Raw genomic sequence first — 19,267 nt, forward strand, 5'->3', positions numbered from 1 at the left:
CCAGTCGGAAGCCGGATCGACGACCACCGCCTCCAGCTTCTTGCCGAGCAGACCGCCCTTCTTGTTCTGCTCCTCGATCAGCATCAGCATGACGTCCTTCAGGGTCGTCTCGCTGATCGCCATCGTGCCCGACAGCGAATGCAGGATGCCGACCTTGATGGTGTCCTGTGCCTCGGCTTTGCCGGTCATCGCGCCGAACAGCAGCGATGCGCCGACCATAAGTCCCGTCAGGAGCTTTGCCCCTTTTTTCCCAGCCATTTCTCGTCTCCCAGTTATTCGCGGTTCCATGCCGCATTGCAGCAAGAACGCAAGGCGCGTGCCACGGAGACGCCATCTTCGTTAATGGCGGGAAGCGTTAAGCATTTTTCCTGAATTGTGCCTGTTCGACCGATGAGCGAATCATCTCGCGCCGCACAATCTTTGAGCAGCGGCGAAAGAGACTGTCTAAATTTTAGACGATGCTAATTCCGCGTTCCCTCATCATCGCGCAGCGACAGGTTGGCCAGCCGCTCGCTCAGCAGGGCCAGCGCGGTATGGTCGGCCCCCTTGCCCAGCATGGTGTCGGCCGAGGCCCACAATTCCCGACACAGCGCCGCGAAGGGTGTGGGCACGCCGCGTGCCTTGGCGACATCAAGGGCGATGGAGAGGTCCTTCACCATCAGGTCCAGCGCGAAGCCGGAATTGAAGGCGCCGGACAGCACGAACTGCTTGAACTTCTTCTGGGTGCTGTTGTTCATGCCGGTAGAGGCATTCAGGATATCGACCATCACCTCCGGATCGAGGCCGAACTTCTTGCCGACCAGCATCGCCTCGATGCCGATCAGGAAGCCGCCGGCGGACACCAGATTGTTCAGCGCTTTCATCGCCTGGCCGCAGCCCAGTGCTCCGGCGCGCTGTACCTTGCCCATCGCCTCCAGCACCGGCCGGGCGCGGTCGATATCCGCCTCGGCGCCGCCGGCCATGATCGCCAGCTCGCCAGTGCGCGCCCGCGCCACGCCGCCGGAGACCGGCGCGTCGATGATCGCGATGCCGCGTTCGTTCAGTGCCGGTTCCAGCGAGATCGTGACGTCCGGCACGCCCGAGGTCATATCGATGACAAGGCCGCCCTTCGCCATGCCGGCGGCGACGCCGTTCTCGCCCAGCAGCACCTCGGAGACGATCTTGCTGGTCGGCAGCATGGTGACGACGATGGCGCAGGCCCGGCCCAGCTCGGCCAGGCTGGCCGCCGTCTCGCCGCCCACTTCCTTGGCGAATTTGGCGCTCTGCTCCGGCCGGCTGTCATAGACCACGACCGTGAAGCCCGCCCTGGCGAGGCAGGCTCCCATCGGCCAGCCCATCATGCCGATGCCGACCAGACCGATTTTCGTTTCCGCGCCCATGTTTGGTTCCATCCCTTTGCTTGTCCGATTTGCGGGCAAGCCTAGGGGCGGGATTCGGCCAGCGTCAACGGCCAAGGGCGCCACGCCGCCCCGGCCCCGGCGCATGGGTCTCCTACCGGATGCCCTAGCGTATCCCGGCGCGCAGGAAGGCCTGGATGAACTGGCGCTGGAACAGCAGGAAGGCGACCATCAGCGGCGCGATGGTGAACAGGGTGGCGGCGCTGATGACGGCGATGTTCACCCCGCTCTCCGGTGCCGCGAACAGCGACAGGCCCACGGTCAGCGGGCGCGTCTCGTTGGAGTTGGTCACCACCAGCGGCCACAGGAAATTGTTCCAGTGGGTGGCGATGGAGACCAGCGCATAGGCCAGATAGACCGGCTTTGCGGCGGGGATATAGACGCGCCACAGCACGCCGGTCCAGCCACAGCCCTCGACGCGGGCCGCCTCCTCCAGCTCGCGCGGCACGCCCTTGAAGGCCTGACGCAGCAGGAAGATACCGAAGGCGCTGGCCATGTAAGGCGCGCCGATGCCCAGCACCGTATCGAACAAGCCAAGGCGCGAGACCATGGCGTAATTCTCCACGATCAGCACTTCCGGCAGGATGAAGAGCTGCAGCAGCACCAGCATGAACAGCGCGTCGCTGCCGGGAAAGCGGAAGCGCGCGAAGGCATAGCCCGTCAGCGTGCAGAAGAACAGCTGGCCGGCCAGGATCACCGTCACCAGCAGCGTCGTGTTCAGGAAATAGCGCGGCCAGGGCGCGCCTTCCCAGGCAGTGCGGAAATTCTCCAGCGTCACCGGGGCGGACAGGTCGAAGGACAGCGCGCCCTGCGGCGTGTGGAAGGCGGCCCAGACGGCGAAGACCAGCGGGGCGATCCAGATCAGCGCCAGCAGGATGGCGCCCAGCGCATCCAGTGTCAGGAGGGCCCGGCCCGCGAACAGGCCGGTGGCAGGCCGGGCCGTGACGATATCGGTCATAGGCGGCTTCCCCTCACCGGTAATGGATGCGCCGTTCCAGCACGGCGAACTGCAGCACGGCCAGCAGGCCCAGGACGATCAGCACCAGCACGGTCATCGCCGCCGCCGAGGGCCGGTCGAAATAGCTGAAGGCCATCTCCCAGATCCAGTACAGGATCAACTTCGAGGCATTGTCCGGCCCGCCCTTGGTCAGGATGAACAGATGGTCGATCAGCTTCACCGAGTTGATCAGCGCGTTCACCATGACGAACAGGGTCGTCGGCATCAGCAACGGCAGCAGGATGCGCCGGAAATAGGTCCAGCGTCCCGCACCCTCGATCAGCGCCGCTTCCTTCAGGTCGGGCGGGATGGTCTGCAGGGCAGCCAGGTAGAAGATCATGAAGAAGCCGGCCTCCTTCCAGATCGTCACCATGATGATGCTGCCCAGCGCGGTTTCCGGCTGGCCCAGCCAGTTGACCCCGCTGAAGCCGAACACGCCGAACAGCCGGTCCAGCACGCCGATATCCGGGGTGTAGAAGAACAGCCACAGATTGGCCGCCGCCACCATCGGCAGCATGGTCGGGGTGAAATAGGCGATGCGCACCATCGCCCGCGCCGGAATGCGGGCATTGGCCCACAGCGCCATACCCAGCGCCAGCCCGATGGACACCGGAATGGTGACGCCGGCATAGATCAGATTGTTGGTGACCACCTGCCAAAAGCTGGGGTCGGAGAACAGGAATTCATAATTGTCGAGGGCGACGAACTGCGTCGGGCGGCGCACCGTGCCCTTAGAAAACAGGCTGGCCCAGAGCGTCGCGACCGTCGGCCAGAAGGCGAACAGCGACAGCATGAAGACCGACGGCAGCACCAGCAGCGAGCCATAGATCGCCAGCTTGCGGCTTTCGATGCGGTCAAGAAGCGGGGCGTCGGTCATCGTCGCGGCCTTTGGAAAGAATCACCCCCGGCACCCAGTGAAGCCGGGGCCGGGGGTGACGGTTAGCGATGCTTACCGGAACGGCTTCAGCAGCCGCTCGGCATTGGCCTGCGCGTCCTTCAGCGCCGCTTCCGGCGTCTGACGGCCGGTCAGGGCCGCCTGGATGGCGTTGTTCAGGCCTTCACGCACGCGGCCGGTCTCGTAGGTCGAGAACTCGGCAACGGCATGCTTCAGCTGGTCGCGGGCAACCAGCGCCGGCGGGAACTCGGCGGCGTACTTCTTCAGCGACTCGGTCTCGTAGGAGGCCGGGCTGATGCCGACATAGCCGGTCGCCTTCGACCATTCGGCCGCGCGCTCCGGCGCCGTCATCCAGCGGATGAAGGTCAGCGCCGCCTTGCGCTCGGCATCGGTCGCCTTCTTGAACAGGTAGAAGTTACCGCCGCCGGTCGGCGAGCCCGGCCGCTTCTTGGCCGGCAGCATGGCGACACCGAAGTCGAACTTGGCGCCGTTCTTCACCGCCGTCAGGTTGCCGGTGCTGTGCCACATCATCGCGGTCTGGCCCTGCAGGAAGGCCTGGCGCAGCGTGCCCCACTCGACGGTGCCTTCCGGCATCACCTTGTGCTTGGCACCCAGGTCGCGCCAGTACTGCAGCGCCTCGATGGCGGCGGGATCGTCGAAGAAGGTCTTGGTGCCGTCCGGCGACATCAGCTCAAGGCCGTTCTGGATCGCCAGCGCCTGGTACATCCAGTAGGGATAGCCGGTGGACGGGATCATCACGCCCCAGCGGCCGTCCTTGGTCAGCTTCTTGGCGGCTGCCGTCATCTCGTCCCAGGTCTTGGGCGGCTGGTTCGGGTCGAGGCCCACTTCCTTGAAGGCGTCCTTGTTGTAGTACATGACGATGGTCGAGCGCTGGAACGGCACGCCCCAGACCTTGCCATCGACGGTGCCATTGGCCATCAGCCCCGGATAGAAGCTGTCGAGCCAGGCCTTCTCCTCCGGCGTCGAGACGACATCGCTGAACGGCACGATGACATCCTGCTCCATCAGGTCATAGACGTCGATGGAGAACATCACCGAAAGCTGCGCCGGCTCGCCGCTCTTCAGCGCCGACAGGGCGCGGACGCGGGTGTCATCATAGTTGCCGGCGTAGATCGCCTTCACCTTGATGTCCGGATGGCCTTTCTGGAACTCCTCCACCATGCCATCGACAACCTGGGTCAGCGGGCCGCCGACCGCGATCGGGTAGTACATGGAAAGCTCGACATCGGCCATGGCGGGTGAGGCCATCCCGGCGAGCGCGGCGGCAAATGCCACCGCCCTTACGCGCTGCATCGTCATGTGTCACAATCCTTTCATCATCCAGCCTACGGGTGATCGGCCCCCGCAAGGGACCGATGGGCCAGCGGGACCTTGCCCGTTCCGCTGGCCCGTTGCTCCGCCCGCCCGCCCGAGGCCTTTGGCTCGGGAACCAACGGGTCGGAAAGTCGTCGTCCATCAGCGGCATCGAACAGATGCCGGCTGGCCGCATCCCAGGTCAGGGCGGCCTTGCCGCCGCGCACCAGCGCCGGACGGCCCGGCAGCTTCGCGATCAGCGCGCCGGCTTCGCCCGTGCAATAGACCAGCGTCTCGCCGCCCAGGAATTCGATGCCCGTTATCTGCACCGGCAGGGATGGTTCGTCCGCGCCGGCAAGGCGCAGATCCTCCGGCCGCACGCCGATCAGCACGCCAGCACCACCCGACGCAGCCCCCTCGCGCAGCCCGACCGGCAGCCGCTCCGCCGGCAGCAGCGCCATCGGCGGACTGCCGACGAAACCGGCGGCAAACGCGCTGACCGGGCGCTCATAGAGTTCTTCCGGCATGCCCTGCTGCTCGATCCGCCCGTCCTTCATCAGCACGATGCGGTCAGCCATGCCCATCGCCTCGGTCTGGTCATGCGTCACATAGATGACCGTCATGCCGAGATCCTGCTGCAACTGGCGGATTTCCTGCCGAACCTCATGACGGAGCTTGGCGTCCAGGTTGGACAGCGGCTCGTCCATCAGGCACAGCGGATGGCCGGCGACGATGGCGCGGGCCAGCGCCACACGCTGCCGCTGGCCGCCGGACAGCGCCGCCGGCTTGCGGTCCTCATAACCCTCAAGGCCGGTCAGCCGCAGTGCCTGGCCGAGGCGCGCCTGCCGTTCGGCGCGCGGCAGGCGGCGGACCTTCAGCCCAAATACGATGTTCTCGGCGACGCTGAGATGCGGGAACAGCGCATAGGACTGGAACACCATGGACAGGCCACGCTTGGCCGGCGGCAGCGCCGTCACATCCTGCCCGTCGATCAGGATACGCCCTGCCGTCGGCGTCTCCAGCCCGGCGATCAGCCGCAGCGTGGTGGACTTGCCGCAGCCGGACGGCCCCAACAGCACGACGAACTCGCCGCGCCCGATGACCAGATCGACACCGGCAACGCCACGGCTGTCGCCCCAGCTCTTCTCGACCGACTCCAGGGTGATGAAAGGGGCTGCGCTCATGCCGTCACCTCCTGCCCGGCGACGATCAGCCTGGCGCTGGATTTGCGGATCGCGGCCGCGATCTCCTCCGGCGGGGCCGCGTCCATGACGATGATATCGGCGTCCCACAGTGCCCCGCCCTGGGCGGCGGCCAGCCGTCCGATCTTGGAGACATCGGCGACCAGGATGGCGGTGCGGCAGCTCTCGCGGATCGCCTCGCGCGCTGCCACCTCCTCGCGGTCGAAATCCAGCAGCGTGCCGTCGCGGTCGATCCCGCCGACGCCAAACACACCGTAATCGGCGCGGTAGCTGCGGAACATCGTCTCAACATCATGTCCCAGAAAGTCGCGGTCCGGCAGGCGCAGCACGCCGCCCGGCAGGACGATGCGGTTGGAGCGCGCCGCCGACAGCGCGACCGCCACATTCAGATTGTTGGTGACGATGGTCAGATCTTCATGCCCGGCCATGGCCAGAGCCACCTGCTCCGGCGTCGTGCCGATGCCGAACAGCACCGAGGCGCGGCTGGGGATCAGCCCGGCGACAGTGGCGCCGATGCGGCGCTTTGCCTCCAGATTGGTGACACGGCGCGATTCATAGGGCGCGTTCAGCGTGGTGCCCAGCAGCTCCGCCCCGCCATGGCGGCGGCGCAGGATGTTGGCGTCGCACAGGCTGTTCACATCGCGCCGGATGGTCTGCGGCGTGACCGCGAAATGGTTCGCCAGCACCTCGATGGACTGGAAACCCTCGCGCCGGATCAGCGCAATAATATCCGACTGTCGTGACGACAGGTTCATTTGAACGGAAATCCCCCCGGTTCGATCTTTTTTCAGGAGTATATCCGTCGAATGACCGCATCGCGACAGTAAGGTTACATTCAAATGAAAATTCGCATGTGCGAACGCGCTTTCTGATATTCAGGCCGACAGCGCTGCCGCCAGATGGTCGGCCAGCAAAGCCGCCGCCGGTGTGAGCGTTGCGGCGCGGTGCAGCCTGATCTCCGCCATCGGCAGGGACGGCACCCCGTCCGACGACGACAGCGCCCGCAGGCCCGGCGGAAAAGTGGCGGCCTTCACCACTGTGACCGCCAGCCCCTGCGCTGCTACCGCCGCCACCGCGCCAAGGCTGTGGCTGACAAAGGCCAGACGCCACGGCCGCCGCGCCGCATCCAGGGCTTCCAGCACCCAGCGCCGGAACAGGCAGCCCTGCGGATAGAGCGCCAGCGGCAACGGGTCGATGGTTTCCACCGCACGGCCGATGCCGGCGGCCCAGACCGGGCGTTCGCGCCGCAGCAACTGGCCGCCGCCGGTGCCTTCGGGATGCATGGCGATGACAAGGTCGTAGGCTTCGCCCAGCCGCTCGATCATGCTGCCGGTCAACCCGGTCTGCATCTCGATATCGATGGCCGGATGCGCCGCTGCAAACCCCGCAAGGATTGGCGGCAGAAGACAGGTACCGTAATCCTCCATCACGCCGATCCTGACCGCGCCCCGCACCGCATCGGTGCGCAAGCGCCCTACCGCTTCTTCTCCCAGCAACAGGATGCGGCGGGCATAACCGATCAGCCCCTCCCCGGCGCGGCTCAACCGAACACCGCTTGATGCGCGTTCGAACAGTTCGACACCCAGCCGCTCCTCCAGCCGCCTGATCTGCATGCTGACCGCCGACTGTGTGCGGTTCAGCTGAACCGCCGCGCGGGTGAAGGATTGCTGCTCCGCCACGGCGACGAAGGCACGAAGCAACTCCGGTTCAAGCATCGAGGCGTTCATCATGATTGCTTATCCATGTCATCAAGAACATTCGTTTTCCTGATGATACCCCTACCCCTAGCCTGCCCGGAGTCCTTTCTGTTCTGGGTAAGGGGTAGTTCCTTGGGTGAACTGGCCGGAGTTCTGGCCGCCATTGCGTCCAGCGCGCTTGGCGGCACTGCCGTGGGCGCGACGCGCTATGCCGTCGGCGCGGTCGATCCGCTGACGCTTGGCGCACTGCGCTTCGGCATCGGCTTCCTGTGCCTGCTGCCCATCGCCCTGGCGCAGCGGGAGGCTTGGCCGGCACGGCGCGACTGGCCGCGGGCGGCGGCGCTGGGGCTGCTGTTCTTCGGCCTGTTTCCGGTGCTGTTCAACGCCTCGCTGCTCTATACGACGGCGGCGCGGGCGGCACTGGCCCTGTCGACCCTGCCGCTGCTGACCATGCTGGCCGGGGCGATCCTCGGCGTCGAAGCGCTTACCGCACGGAAGAGCGCCGGTGTGGCGCTGGCCATGGGCGGTGTCACGCTGGCACTGGCCGCCGGCCTTGCGGACGCCCCGGCTGGCGCGTGGCGCGGCGATCTGTTGATGGTCGCCGCTGCACTGTGCATGGCGCTTTACAGTGTCTGGGCCCGGCCTGTCATTCATCGCTCCGGTCCGGTGCGCTTCACCCTGCTGGCGATGGGGACCGGGGCCACCTGCCTTGGCCTGCTGGCCGGCATCGGCGGCGGTTTCGCCGCACTGCCCGGCTTCGGCTGGCCGCAATGGATCGCGATTTTCTATCTCGGCCTGTTCGGCAGCGCGCTGATCTTCTTCCTGTGGGCCTTCGCACTGGGGCGCACCACGCCTACGCGGGTTGCGGTCTCCGTGACGGTCAATCCGGTCACCGCGGCGCTGCTGGGCGCGCTGCTGCTGGACGAGCCGGTGGGCTGGAATCTCGTCCTTGGCCTCGTCACGGTATTTTCCGGTATATGGCTGGCCGTCACAGCGGGAAAGCCCGCCGGAACCGCCGCACCGCACAAAAGGTAATACCAGCAGATTTGCTCTAACACCCTGTCCTGAAACAGGCTTTTTTACTGTTTCCCCGATGCGGGCGATGCGGATATTGTGACGCGCACTAGCTAAAGCAGGCGGAAACAAGCCCATGCAGTCGGCACCAGACGAAACCCGCTTCGCGGAAATGGTCTTCCCGGAGCTGGCGAACCACTATGGCACGCTCTATGGCGGCAATGCGCTCAGCCTGATGGGCAAGGCCGCCTATATCGCCGCCAGCCGCGCGGCGCGCTGCGACATCGTCATGGCGTCCAGTGACAAGATCGCCTTCCACCGCCCGGCCCGGGTCGGCCAGCTGATCGAGCTGATCGCCCGCGTGACGCGACGCGGCCGCACCTCCATGACGGTGTCCGTCGAGGTGCATGCCGAGACGCTGGCCACCGGCGAGCGGACGATGACCATGAGCGGCACCTTCGAGATGGTCGCCGTGGACAAGGAAGGCCGCCCGACAGCGATACCGACCAACGACCCAGATACGACAACCCCATAAAAGATCGAGGAACTGCCCCGTGAAGACGCACAGCGTTCGCACTTACAAGTCCGCCGAGAAGCTCGCGCGTGAGGACCAGCTGGCCTGGAAGATGGCCGCCATGGCGACAGACCCCGTGCCGGTGGATGCCGATGTCGCGGAGATGATCGGCAACCGCATCATCGACAATGCCTCGGTGGCCGTCGCCTCGGTGGCACGCCGCCCGGTGGCGAGCGCGCGTGCCCAGACCATGGCGCACCCCTACAGCCCCGGCGCCACCGTGTTCGGCCTGCCGTCGGACAAGCGCTTCTCGCCGGAATGGGCCGCCTGGGCCAATGGCGTGGCAGTGCGCGAGCTGGACTATCACGACACCTTCCTCGCCGCCGACTATTCGCATCCCGGCGACAATATCCCGCCGGTTCTGGCTGTCGCCCAGCATGTCGGCCGCAACGGCCAGGACCTGATCCGCGCGCTGGCGGCGTCCTACGAGATCCAGGTCGATCTGGTGAAGGGCATCTGCCTGCACGAGCACAAGATCGACCATATCGCCCATCTGGGCCCGTCCGCCGCCGGCGGCATCGGCGCGCTGCTGAACCTTTCGACTGAGACGGTCTATCAGGCGATCCAGCAGGCGCTGCACACCACCACCACTACGCGCCAGTCGCGCAAGGGCGAGATTTCCAGCTGGAAGGCCTATGCCCCGGCCTTCGCCGGCAAGATGGCGATCGAGGCGGTGGACCGCGTGATGCGCGGCGAAGGCGCCCCGTCCCCGGCCTATGAGGGCGAGGACGGCTTCATCGCCTGGCTGCTGAGCGGCCCGAAGGCGGAATACAAGGTGCCGCTGCCGGAGAAGGGCGACGCCAAGCGCGCCATCATGGACACCTATACCAAGGAACATTCGGCGGAGTACCAGAGCCAGGCGCTGATCGACCTGGCCCGCCGCATGGGCCCGAAGGTCGGCGACTTCGCCAAGGTGAAGAGCATCGTCATCCACACCAGCCATCACACCCATTATGTGATCGGCACCGGCGCCAACGACCCGCAGAAGATGGACCCGAAGGCCAGCCGCGAGACGCTGGACCATTCGATCATGTACATCTTCGCGGTCGCCCTGCAGGACGGCGGCTGGCACCATGAGCGCTCCTACGCGCCGGAGCGCGCGGCGCGTCCGGACACAGTGGCGCTGTGGCACAAGATCAGCACCGTCGAGGACCCGGAATGGACCCGGCGCTATCACTCGCACGATCCGAACGAGAAGGCCTTCGGCGGCCGCGTCGTGGTGACCATGGAGGATGGCTCCACCATCACCGACGAGCTGGCCGTGGCCGACGCCCATCCGCTGGGCGCGCGGCCCTTCGCCCGCCCGCAATATATCGCCAAGTTCCGCACGCTGGCGGAAGGCATCGTCGCGGCGGGCGAACAGGACCGCTTCCTGGAAGCCGTCGAGAATCTGGCGAAGCTGAGCGACCTCAGCGCCCTCAACGTAACCGTCGAAGCCGCCAAGCTGGGTGCCCCCCGGCCGACCGGCATCTTCGACTGGAAATAACGGAAAGGGAGACATGACCATGGCGGATAATCCGACCTTCAAGCCGAAGAAATCGGTGGCGCTATCCGGCGTCACCGCCGGCAACACCGCGCTGTGCACCGTGGGCCGCACCGGCAACGACCTGCATTATCGCGGCTACGACATCCTGGACATCGCGGAAACCTGCGAGTTCGAGGAGATCGCCTATCTGCTGGTGCATGGCAGCCTGCCGACCCAGCCGCAGCTCGATGCCTACAAGACCAAGCTGAAGGCGCTGCGCGCCCTGCCGGCGGCGGTGAAGGACGTGCTGGAGGCGATCCCCGCCTCCGCCCATCCGATGGATGTGATGCGCACCGGTGTCTCCGCGCTGGGCTGCGTGCTGCCTGAGGCGCATGACCACAATCACCCGGCGGCGCGCGACATCGCCGACCGGCTGATGGCCTCGCTGGGGTCCATGCTGCTCTACTGGTACCACTACGCCCATCGCGGCCAGATCATCGAGCTGGAGACCGACGATGACAGCATCGCCGGGCATTTCCTGCACCTGCTGCACGGCAAGCCGGCATCGGAATCGCATATCCGGGCGATGCAGACCTCGCTGATCCTCTATGCCGAGCATGAGTTCAACGCCTCGACCTTCACCGCGCGTTCCATCGCCGGCACCGGGTCGGACATGTACTCGGCCATTGCCGGCGCCATCGGCGCGCTGCGCGGCCCGAAGCATGGCGGTGCCAACGAGGCCGCCTTCGATATCCAGCAGCGCTATGCCGATGCCGACGAGGCGGAGGCGGACATCCGCGCCCGCGTCGCGGCGAAGGAGGTCATCATCGGCTTCGGCCATCCGGTCTATACCGTGTCCGACCCGCGCAACGAGGTGATCAAGCGCGTCGCGCACAAGCTGTCGAAGGAAGCCGGGTCGATGCAGATGTTCGACATCGCCGCGCGCATCGAGACGGTGATGGCCGATGTGAAGAAAATGTTCCCGAACCTCGACTGGTTCAGTGCCGTCTCCTACCATTTGATGGGCGTGCCGACGGCGATGTTCACCCCGCTGTTCGTGATCTCCCGCACCTCGGGCTGGGCGGCGCATATCATCGAGCAGCGCATCGACAACAAGATCATCCGCCCGTCCGCTAATTATGTCGGGCCGGAGAATCTGACCTTCGTGCCGATCGGCCAGCGCGGCAAGAAGGCCGCGAAGAAGTCCGCCGGCAAGAAAGCCTGAGGAGAAGATCATGCCCTATCTGATCGCCGACGATCTGCCGACGGAGCCAGCCGGCCAGCGCTTCCGCAAGCTGGTGGAGCGCCCCGGCATCCTCGGCATTCCCGGCAGCCATAACGGCATGGCGGCGCTGCAGGCGAAGAAGGCCGGCTTCGAGGCGCTGTACCTGTCGGGGGCGGCGATGACCGCCTCCATGGGCATCCCCGACCTCGGCATCATCACCGTGGACGAGGTGTGCTTCTTCATCCGCCAGGTGGCCCGCGCCAGCGGCCTGCCGGTGCTGGTGGACGGCGACACCGGCTATGGCGAGGCGCTGAACGTCATGCACATGGTACGCAGCTTCGAGGATGCCGGCGCCGGCGCCGTGCATATCGAGGACCAGCTGCTGCCGAAGAAGTGCGGCCATCTGAACGACAAGAAGCTGGCCGACGCCCGCGACATGGCGGCCAAGGTCGCCGCTGCCGCGAAGGCCCGCCGTCACCTCTACGTCATCGCCCGGACCGACGCGGCCGCCAGCGAAGGGCTGGACGGGGCGGTCGCCCGCGCGAAGCTGTACATGGAAGCCGGTGCCGACGCGATCTTCCCGGAAGCGCTGAACAGTGCCGAGATGTTCCGCGAGTTCGCCAAGCGGATGCCCGGCGTCCCGCTGCTGGCCAACATGACGGAATTCGGCCGCACGCCTTTCTTCACCGCCAAGGAATTCGAGGAGATGGGCTACCGCATGGTGATCTGGCCGGTCAGCAGCCTGCGCGTCGCCAACAAGGCGCAGGAGAAGCTGTACGCCACGCTGAAGCAGAACGGCTCGACCGAGGCGATGGCCGGCGAGATGCAGACCCGCGCGGAACTGTACGACACCATCGGCCTGGCGAAGTACGAGGCGCTGGACGCCTCCATCGTTGCGACCGTTCTGCCGTCCTGATCGGCGGATCAAAGGCTGAAACAAAATGACGCCGCAGCGGGGCAGGCTGCGGCGTCAGTCGTTCTGCGGGGGGAAAACGTAAAACCTGCGAGAGCCCAGGGCGAGCCTAGACGGTGATATCCAGACGGCCAGAGGCGGCAGCCTGCACGGCCGGCGCCGGTTCCTCGGCAGCTGGCGGGGGCGCGCTGGTTGCCAGCTGCTGGCGCAGCTGATTGATATTATCGAGATTGGCGTACATGCCGGTTACGCTGGCCTGCGCGACCGTTGCCATAGATTGATAAACGAAGCCGATTTGAGACATGGCTTTCTCCATATCCTTGAACGCGCGGTTTTCTCGCACGCGCTAATGTAACTTTAGGTAAAATGTATTTTATAGGCAATTCATTTTTTATTAATCATGATTTTTAGCCAACCGCAAGCCTGTAACAGCTTGATACAATTTGTGATTCGTCTGTTGGCGGGTTCTCGTGCATGGTCCCAGCCTGACGTCGACTGCCCAGCCGGCGTCACTTTCTCATAATTGTCAGGAGCGGTTTCAGGCATGTGCGGAATCATCGGCGTGGTCGGCAAGGCCGACGTGGTGCCCTCGCTGATCGAGGGGCTGAAGCGGCTGGAATATCGCGGTTACGATTCCGCCGGCATCGCCACGCTGGTGAATGACGGGATCGAGCGCCGACGCAGCGAGGGCAAGATCGCCCGGCTGGAGGAGAAGGTCGCCGGCAACGGCATCCATGGTGATATCGGCATCGGCCATACGCGCTGGGCGACGCATGGCGTGCCGAACGAACGAAACGCGCACCCGCATGCCACCGACCGCGTGGCGCTGGTGCATAACGGCATCATCGAGAATTACCGCGAGCTGGCCGCCGAGCTGTCGGCGCTGGGCCATGTCTTCGCCAGCGAGACCGATTCCGAGATCGCGGCCCACCTGATCACCCGCTACCTGAACGAGGGCATGACGCCGCAGCAGGCGGTCGCCACGGCGATCAAGCGCATGGACGGCGCCTATGCGCTGGCGATCCTTTTCAAGGGCGAGCACGACCTGATCGTTGGCGCGCGCAAGGGCAGCCCGCTGGCCGTCGGCTGGGGCGAGGACGAGATGTATCTGGGCTCCGACGCACTGGCGCTCTCCCCCTTCGCGCGCCGCATCTCCTATCTGGAGGAAGGCGACTGGGTGGAGATCAGCCGCGCCGGCGCCATCTTCCATGACGAGCAGGACCAAGTGGTGGACCGCCCGGCCAAGCCGACCGCCCTGTCGGGTGCGATGATCGGCAAGGGCAATTACCCGCACTTCATGCTGAAGGAAATCTACGAGCAGCCGGGCGTCATCGGCGACACGCTGCGCAGCATGTGGAACCCGGCCAGCGGGGCCATCGACCTGCCGCCGCTGGATATCGACCTTGCCGCCATCAGCCGCATCACGCTGGTCGCCTGCGGCACCTCCTATCTGGGGGCCATGGTCGCGAAATACTGGTTCGAGAAGGTGGCCCGCATCGCCGCCGACATCGATATCGCCTCGGAATTCCGCTATCGCGACACGCCGCTGGAGGCAGGCGGGCTGGCCATCTTCATCTCGCAGTCGGGTGAGACCATCGACACGCTGGCCGCCTTGCGCCACGCCAAGGAGGCGGGGCAGAAGACCATCGCCATCGTGAACGTGCCGGAAAGCACCATGGCGCGCGAGGCCGATGCCGTGCTGCCGACGCTGGCCGGGCCGGAGATCGGCGTGGCCTCGACCAAGGCGTTTACCTGCCAGCTGGTGCTGCTGGCCTGCCTCGTCATCGCCACGGCGCGGGCACGCGGCGCCATCTCCGGCGCCGAGGAGGCGCGGCTGTCCAACGCCATCGCCGAGGTGCCTTCGCGCGCGGCCGAGGTGCTGAATGGCGACGAGGCGATCCAGGCGCTGGCGGCCGAGGTCGCGGAGGCACGCGACGTACTCTATATCGGCCGCAACACCGGCTACCCCATCGCGCTGGAAGGGGCGCTGAAGCTGAAGGAAATCTCCTACATCCATGCCGAGGGCTATGCCGCGGGCGAGCTGAAGCACGGCCCCATCGCGCTGATCGACGACACGGTGCCGGTCATCGTCGTCGCCCCCTCGGACGCGCTGTTCGAGAAGACCTTCTCCAATATGCAGGAGGTGATGGCGCGCGGCGGGAAGGTGATCTTCATGTCCGACACCAAGGGCTGCGCCCATATCGGCAAGGAAGCCTTCGCCACCATCGAGCTGCCGCATGTCCATCCCTTCGTGGCGCCGATCCTCTATGCCATCCCGGTGCAGCTGCTGGCCTACCATGTCGCCGTCATCAAGGGCACCGATGTGGACCAACCGCGCAACCTCGCCAAGTCGGTGACGGTGGAGTAACGGGGTAGCGGCGTTCCGTCGCCTCGCCATCCCCCCTTCCATCTGACAGGATGGCCTCCGACGACAACATGTTCCGGGGGGATAAGGTGAGCTGGGTTCGGGCTGTTTCCCTTCTTCTGCTGCTGGCCGGCGGGGGCGCTGCCTACTGGTACGCCACGCGCCCGGCAGCCGTTACGGTTGTCGCACCGATACGCGGCGATGCGGCGGAAATCGTCTATGCCTCCGGCGTCATCGAGCCGCGCAGCTGGGCGAAGGTGACCTCGCTGGTGCGCGAGCGTATCGTCTCGGTCTGCAATTGCGAGGGCGAGACCGTCACCCAGGGGACGGAGCTGGCGCGGCTGGACGATACCGAGGCGCAGGCCACCCTGGCCGAGCTGCGCGCCCGGCTGCGCCTGGCAAAATCCGATTACGAACGCATTTCCACCCTTGTTACGCGCAATATCGTCAGCCGCAGCGAACTGGACCGCGCCACCAGCCAGGTCAGCCAGATCGAGGCGCTGATCTCCGGCCAGGAAGCGCGGCTTGGTTCCTACATTCTGCGCGCGCCCGGCGATGGCATGGTGCTGCGCCAGGATGGCGAGGTGGGGGAGATCGCCGAGCCCGGCGATGTGCTGTTCTGGGTCGGGCGGCCAACGCCCTTGCTGGTGGTGGCCGAGGTGAATGAGGAGGACATCCCACGCGTCGTCACCGGCCAGCGCGCCCTGCTGCGCAGCGATGCCTTTCCCGACCGCATGCTGGAAGCAACGGTGGACAGTATCACGCCGAAGGGCGATCCGGTCGCCAAGACCTACCGGGTGCGGCTGGCCCTGCCCGCCGATACACCGCTGATGATCGGCATGTCGGTGGATGTGAACATCGTCATCCGCGTCTCCGAAGCCGCCCTGCTGATACCGGGCCAGGCCCTGAGGGGCGATACGGTCTTTACCGCGGAAGATGGAACCGCACGCCGCCAGACCATCCAGCCCGGTATCCAGGGCATCACCCATGTCGAGGTGCGCTCGGGCCTGCCCGATTCGGCGCAGATCATCACCCCCTTCCCCAAGACGCTGGAGGATGGGGCACGGGTGACGGTGCGTAGAGAATAGCCGCCATGCTGCTGCTCGACATCGCCATCACCCATATCGCCGGGCGCACGCGCCAGACGCTGGTGGCGGTGCTGGGCGTGGCGGTCGGCGTGGGATTTTCGATCGGCATGGCGGCGCTGATGCAGGGCAGCCAGGATGATTTCATCGAACAGCTCGTCAACACCATGCCGCATGTCCAGATCAAGGACGAGCAGCGCACGGCTACACGGCAGCCCGCCGAGGATGTCTTTACCGCCGCCGCGATCTACGGGCTGCGCCCGACCGAGGACCCGCGCGGCATCATCAACCCGAATGCGGCGGTCGCCTGGCTGACCGCCTGGACGCCGGGGACGCTCTCCGCCGGCCTGCGCATCCAGGGCGTCATCCGTTATTCCGGCAACGAGGTCGGCGCCTCCATCATCGGCATCGAGCCGGAGATGGAGCGCAAGGTCTCCTCCATCGTCGAGGATTTTGTCGAGGGCGATTTCGACACGCTGTCGGAAGGCGGCAACAACATCGTCATGGGGCGGCGCGTGGCCGAACGGCTGGGCGCGCGGCTGGGCGACACGGTGCGCGCCGTCTCCTCTTCCGGCGGCACGCGGGATTTCCGGATCATGGGTCTGTTCCATACCGGCAGCAACGCGCGCGACGAGGGCGAGGCCTATGTGCTGCTGAAGAATGCGCAGATCCTCTCGCAGCGGCCGAACGCGGTGAACGACATCCGCATCCGGCTGAATGACCCCTATGCCGCCCCCTCGGTTGCGCGGCAGGCGGAGGCGCGCCTGGGATACCGCGCGGTTGCCTGGCAGGAGGCCAATGAAGGCATCCTGGAGGCGCTCGTCGTGCGCAACACCATCATGTACACCGTGGTCGCCGCCATCATGCTGGTCGCCGGATTCGGCATCTTCAACATCGTCTCCACCATCACCCACGAGAAGTCGCGCGACATCGCCATCATGAAGTCGCTGGGCTTCACGCAGGGCGACATGCAGTGGCTGTTCATGATGGAGGGGCTGGCCATCGGCCTCACAGGCTCGCTGCTGGGCTGGATGCTGGGTTTCACCCTGACCTACGTGCTGTCGGGGATCGAGTTCGAGCTGAACGCCGCCGGGCGGGATATGACGCAGCTGCCGGTCGCCTGGAGTTTCGCCCATTATGCCATCGCCGCCGGCTTCGCCGTGCTGTCCTCGGCCGTGGCGGGCTATCTGCCGGCGCGTAAGGCGGCCCGGCTGCATCCGGTCGATATCATCCGGGGGGCGACATGACAGCGCCGCCGAGGGACACGCCCCTGATCGAGGCGCGCAAGCTGACGCGCATCCTGCCGGAGACCGTGCCGGTAACGCTGGTACAGGACATTGACCTGACGGTCAGCCGCAACGAGTTCCTAGCGATCACCGGCCCGTCGGGCTCCGGCAAATCCTCGCTGCTCTATCTGCTGGGGCTGCTGGACCGCCCGACCAGCGGCACCCTGCTGGTCGAAGGCCGCGACACCGGCACCATGGACGAGGCAACCCTGGCCGAAACCCGGCTGTCGATGATGGGCTTCATCTTCCAATTCCATTTCCTGCTGCCGGAATTCACCGCCCGCGACAATATCGCGATCCCGATGCGCAAGCTGGGCCGGCTGTCGCGCCGCGAAATCGACCGGCGGGCAGAGGAGCTGCTGGGCTCGCTCGGGCTCGGCGATCACATCCACAAGCGCCCGGACCAGCTGTCCGGCGGGCAGCGCCAGCGCGTCGCGGTTGCCCGGGCGCTGGCCAACGACCCGGTCATCCTGCTGGCCGACGAGCCGACCGGCAGCCTGGACAGCAGGAGTTCCGAGCAGGTGTTCGACACCTTGCGCGCCCTCGTCCATGAGCGCGGCAAGACGGTGGCCATGGTCACCCACGACCTCGACATGGCCAACCGCGCCGACCGCCGCGTGCATCTGGTAGATGGGCGGATCGTGCCGCTGGACGGCGCCGGGTGAACTCCCCGAAAAGCCAGGTCAGGTCCAGGCCAGCTGGTTATCGATCATCTGCTTGCCGTCGCTGCGGCCGAAGATGATGCTCACCTCATCCAGCATCCGCAGGATCGTATCGAAGCGCAGCGACATCGGCTGGTCGATGGAGGTGTATTTGCGGATGCGCTCGAACGCGTTCTTGCAGGCGATGATGGAGAATCCCAGGGTCCAGTAATTCTGGTGGGCGCTCATCAGGAAGCGCTTGAACTGCCGCGCGTCGTTCTTCTCCACGAAGCAGGTATAGGCCTCATCATAGGCGCTGAAGATGCTGCGGCACTTGTCCACCGCGTCGCGCAGCCGCGAATAGAGCTTCGCCACCTTCGCGTTCAACAACTCGATGTCGGTGGCGCTGTAGAGCCGCTGGTCCAGCGGCACCAGGTTGCGCCCCTTCAGATAGTTGAAGACCTTGCGCAGCGAGCCGGCAATCTCCTCGAACTGGATCTGGTAGAAGGTGATGCCCTTCCAGGCGGTGAAGATGGCGCCGGTCTGCGAGCGCTCGATGCCGAAGGACTTGATGAAGATTTCCGCTTCCGGCAGGTCGGGATTCCACAGTACCTTCAGGAAACGCTGCTTCTGCGCGGCGCTGATGTTGCTGTCGCCGCCGGCATCCTGGATCGCGCGGTTCAGGATCGGCTCGATCTTCGATTCGATGCGCCGGCGGATCTTGCGGTCTTCCTGTTCCGAGGTCTGGAAGGCCGTGTCCGGCATCTTGTACCCGGAATCCGACAGCTCGGTGCGCAGCAGATAGGGGTCAAGCGACGGCACTTCATCGATGATGCGCAGCATCTCGATGTCGTTATACAGCTCCTCCAGGTCGGCCTCGACCTTGATGCCGAAAATCTCGTTCATCAGCGCGTCGAAATCGCGCTGCCGCAGATAGATGGCGGACCCGCCCGACGCAAGGTCGCGATGGTCGTTCGGGATATAGATCGCGGTTTCCACCGGCTTGTAGAATTCCTGCTCGCCCATCTCCGAATCGAACATCCCCTCCATGCCGGGCTCGTTGGTCGGCACGTCGAAGTTCGGGTACTTGAAGATCACGCAATTGTTCAGGAAGCGATTCTTGAAGATGGGCGGTTCGCCCCGCATCATCATCTTCGGGATGTTCAGGGCCATGCTGGAATCGCCGCTCAGAATCAC

19 protein-coding genes are annotated in these 19,267 nt (G+C 65.6%); 9 read left to right on the plus strand and 10 right to left on the minus strand.

The window, feature by feature from the left end; all coding sequences use genetic code 11:
• The 8 genes from MK313_RS08740 to MK313_RS08775 all read right to left on the minus strand — a co-directional run.
• Positions 1-219 (minus strand): transporter substrate-binding protein (locus tag MK313_RS08740; RefSeq protein ID WP_287780937.1); only part of this gene is annotated, 219 nt, incomplete at its 3' end.
• Between the two features lie 242 nt (positions 220-461).
• Complete coding sequence (locus tag MK313_RS08745) at positions 462-1,379, minus strand: NAD(P)-dependent oxidoreductase (protein ID WP_008945073.1); 918 nt, start codon at positions 1,377-1,379, stop codon at positions 462-464.
• Positions 1,380-1,503: 124 nt separating this feature from the next.
• Positions 1,504-2,355, minus strand: a complete 852-nt coding sequence (locus MK313_RS08750; protein ID WP_287780894.1) for a carbohydrate ABC transporter permease — start codon at positions 2,353-2,355, stop codon at positions 1,504-1,506.
• Between the two features lie 13 nt (positions 2,356-2,368).
• Positions 2,369-3,271 carry a carbohydrate ABC transporter permease gene (locus MK313_RS08755; RefSeq protein WP_287780896.1) on the minus strand — a complete coding sequence of 301 codons (903 nt, stop codon included), beginning with the start codon at positions 3,269-3,271 and terminating at the stop codon, positions 2,369-2,371.
• A 72-nt stretch (positions 3,272-3,343) separates the two neighbouring features.
• Positions 3,344-4,609 (minus strand): ABC transporter substrate-binding protein, encoded by a 1,266-nt coding sequence (locus tag MK313_RS08760; RefSeq protein WP_008945076.1) that lies wholly within the window; start codon positions 4,607-4,609, stop codon positions 3,344-3,346.
• Positions 4,610-4,635: 26 nt separating this feature from the next.
• Positions 4,636-5,787 carry an ABC transporter ATP-binding protein gene (locus MK313_RS08765; RefSeq protein ID WP_287780897.1) on the minus strand — a complete coding sequence of 384 codons (1,152 nt, stop codon included), beginning with the start codon at positions 5,785-5,787 and terminating at the stop codon, positions 4,636-4,638.
• On the minus strand, positions 5,784-6,560 hold the full coding sequence (locus MK313_RS08770; protein ID WP_287780898.1) for a DeoR/GlpR family DNA-binding transcription regulator: 777 nt from the start codon (positions 6,558-6,560) through the stop codon (positions 5,784-5,786). Before MK313_RS08770 ends, MK313_RS08765 begins: the two co-directional genes overlap by 4 nt.
• A 120-nt stretch (positions 6,561-6,680) precedes the next feature.
• Positions 6,681-7,535: a LysR family transcriptional regulator gene (locus MK313_RS08775; protein WP_287780899.1), complete on the minus strand. Its 855-nt coding sequence runs from the start codon at positions 7,533-7,535 to the stop codon at positions 6,681-6,683.
• A gap of 99 nt (positions 7,536-7,634) precedes the next feature.
• Here MK313_RS08775 and MK313_RS08780 point away from each other — a divergent pair, with 99 nt between their 5' ends.
• The 5 genes from MK313_RS08780 to prpB all read left to right on the plus strand — a co-directional run bounded on the left by MK313_RS08780 (position 7,635) and on the right by prpB (position 12,696).
• The gene (locus tag MK313_RS08780) at positions 7,635-8,537 is read left to right on the plus strand and encodes a DMT family transporter (protein ID WP_287780900.1); all 903 of its coding nucleotides are present in this window, start codon (positions 7,635-7,637) and stop codon (positions 8,535-8,537) included.
• A 115-nt stretch (positions 8,538-8,652) separates the two neighbouring features.
• Positions 8,653-9,051 (plus strand): acyl-CoA thioesterase, encoded by a 399-nt coding sequence (locus MK313_RS08785; RefSeq protein ID WP_287780901.1) that lies wholly within the window; start codon positions 8,653-8,655, stop codon positions 9,049-9,051.
• A gap of 19 nt (positions 9,052-9,070) precedes the next feature.
• The gene (locus tag MK313_RS08790) at positions 9,071-10,576 is read left to right on the plus strand and encodes an MmgE/PrpD family protein (protein ID WP_287780902.1); all 1,506 of its coding nucleotides are present in this window, start codon (positions 9,071-9,073) and stop codon (positions 10,574-10,576) included.
• Between the two features lie 13 nt (positions 10,577-10,589).
• On the plus strand, positions 10,590-11,780 hold the full coding sequence (prpC, locus tag MK313_RS08795; RefSeq protein ID WP_416054118.1) for a 2-methylcitrate synthase: 1,191 nt from the start codon (positions 10,590-10,592) through the stop codon (positions 11,778-11,780).
• Positions 11,781-11,790: 10 nt separating this feature from the next.
• Positions 11,791-12,696 carry a methylisocitrate lyase gene (prpB, locus tag MK313_RS08800; protein WP_287780903.1) on the plus strand — a complete coding sequence of 302 codons (906 nt, stop codon included), beginning with the start codon at positions 11,791-11,793 and terminating at the stop codon, positions 12,694-12,696.
• Positions 12,697-12,802: 106 nt separating this feature from the next.
• Here the strand turns inward: prpB and MK313_RS08805 are convergent, their stop codons facing one another.
• Positions 12,803-12,997 carry a hypothetical protein gene (locus MK313_RS08805; RefSeq protein WP_287780904.1) on the minus strand — a complete coding sequence of 65 codons (195 nt, stop codon included), beginning with the start codon at positions 12,995-12,997 and terminating at the stop codon, positions 12,803-12,805.
• A 240-nt stretch (positions 12,998-13,237) separates the two neighbouring features.
• Here MK313_RS08805 and glmS point away from each other — a divergent pair, with 240 nt between their 5' ends.
• From glmS to MK313_RS08825, 4 genes are all read left to right on the plus strand, one after another.
• Entirely contained in the window at positions 13,238-15,061 is a 1,824-nt protein-coding gene (gene glmS, locus MK313_RS08810; protein WP_287780905.1) for a glutamine--fructose-6-phosphate transaminase (isomerizing), read from the plus strand.
• An 86-nt stretch (positions 15,062-15,147) separates the two neighbouring features.
• Positions 15,148-16,146: an efflux RND transporter periplasmic adaptor subunit gene (locus tag MK313_RS08815; protein WP_287780906.1), complete on the plus strand. Its 999-nt coding sequence runs from the start codon at positions 15,148-15,150 to the stop codon at positions 16,144-16,146.
• A gap of 5 nt (positions 16,147-16,151) precedes the next feature.
• On the plus strand, positions 16,152-17,390 hold the full coding sequence (locus MK313_RS08820; protein ID WP_287780907.1) for an ABC transporter permease: 1,239 nt from the start codon (positions 16,152-16,154) through the stop codon (positions 17,388-17,390).
• The gene (locus MK313_RS08825; RefSeq protein WP_287780909.1) at positions 17,387-18,094 is read left to right on the plus strand and encodes an ABC transporter ATP-binding protein; all 708 of its coding nucleotides are present in this window, start codon (positions 17,387-17,389) and stop codon (positions 18,092-18,094) included. Before MK313_RS08820 ends, MK313_RS08825 begins: the two co-directional genes overlap by 4 nt.
• Positions 18,095-18,112: 18 nt before the next feature.
• Here the strand turns inward: MK313_RS08825 and MK313_RS08830 are convergent, their stop codons facing one another.
• Positions 18,113-19,243: a hypothetical protein gene (locus MK313_RS08830; protein ID WP_287780910.1), complete on the minus strand. Its 1,131-nt coding sequence runs from the start codon at positions 19,241-19,243 to the stop codon at positions 18,113-18,115.
• Positions 19,244-19,267: the final 24 nt, after the last annotated feature.

The sequence above is a fragment of the Oceanibaculum sp. genome (assembly GCF_022449305.1).
GTDB lineage: Bacteria > Pseudomonadota > Alphaproteobacteria > Oceanibaculales > Oceanibaculaceae > Oceanibaculum > Oceanibaculum indicum.

What these genes read in the sequence shown, in the direction of transcription:
- MK313_RS08745 (WP_008945073.1), bottom strand. Translation starts at nt 1,379, where the DNA reads ATGGGCGCGGAAACGAAAATCGGTCTGGTCGGCATCGGCATGATGGGC.
- MK313_RS08750 (WP_287780894.1), bottom strand. Translation starts at nt 2,355, where the DNA reads ATGACCGATATCGTCACGGCCCGGCCTGCCACCGGCCTGTTCGCGGGC.
- MK313_RS08755 (WP_287780896.1), bottom strand. Translation starts at nt 3,271, where the DNA reads ATGACCGACGCCCCGCTTCTTGACCGCATCGAAAGCCGCAAGCTGGCG.
- MK313_RS08760 (WP_008945076.1), bottom strand. Translation starts at nt 4,609, where the DNA reads ATGACGATGCAGCGCGTAAGGGCGGTGGCATTTGCCGCCGCGCTCGCC.
- MK313_RS08765 (WP_287780897.1), bottom strand. Translation starts at nt 5,787, where the DNA reads ATGAGCGCAGCCCCTTTCATCACCCTGGAGTCGGTCGAGAAGAGCTGG.
- MK313_RS08770 (WP_287780898.1), bottom strand. Translation starts at nt 6,560, where the DNA reads ATGAACCTGTCGTCACGACAGTCGGATATTATTGCGCTGATCCGGCGC.
- MK313_RS08775 (WP_287780899.1), bottom strand. Translation starts at nt 7,535, where the DNA reads ATGATGAACGCCTCGATGCTTGAACCGGAGTTGCTTCGTGCCTTCGTC.
- MK313_RS08785 (WP_287780901.1), top strand. Translation starts at nt 8,653, where the DNA reads ATGCAGTCGGCACCAGACGAAACCCGCTTCGCGGAAATGGTCTTCCCG.
- prpC (WP_416054118.1), top strand. Translation starts at nt 10,590, where the DNA reads ATGACCATGGCGGATAATCCGACCTTCAAGCCGAAGAAATCGGTGGCG.
- prpB (WP_287780903.1), top strand. Translation starts at nt 11,791, where the DNA reads ATGCCCTATCTGATCGCCGACGATCTGCCGACGGAGCCAGCCGGCCAG.
- MK313_RS08805 (WP_287780904.1), bottom strand. Translation starts at nt 12,997, where the DNA reads ATGTCTCAAATCGGCTTCGTTTATCAATCTATGGCAACGGTCGCGCAG.
- glmS (WP_287780905.1), top strand. Translation starts at nt 13,238, where the DNA reads ATGTGCGGAATCATCGGCGTGGTCGGCAAGGCCGACGTGGTGCCCTCG.
- MK313_RS08820 (WP_287780907.1), top strand. Translation starts at nt 16,152, where the DNA reads ATGCTGCTGCTCGACATCGCCATCACCCATATCGCCGGGCGCACGCGC.
- MK313_RS08825 (WP_287780909.1), top strand. Translation starts at nt 17,387, where the DNA reads ATGACAGCGCCGCCGAGGGACACGCCCCTGATCGAGGCGCGCAAGCTG.
- MK313_RS08830 (WP_287780910.1), bottom strand. Translation starts at nt 19,243, where the DNA reads ATGGCCCTGAACATCCCGAAGATGATGATGCGGGGCGAACCGCCCATC.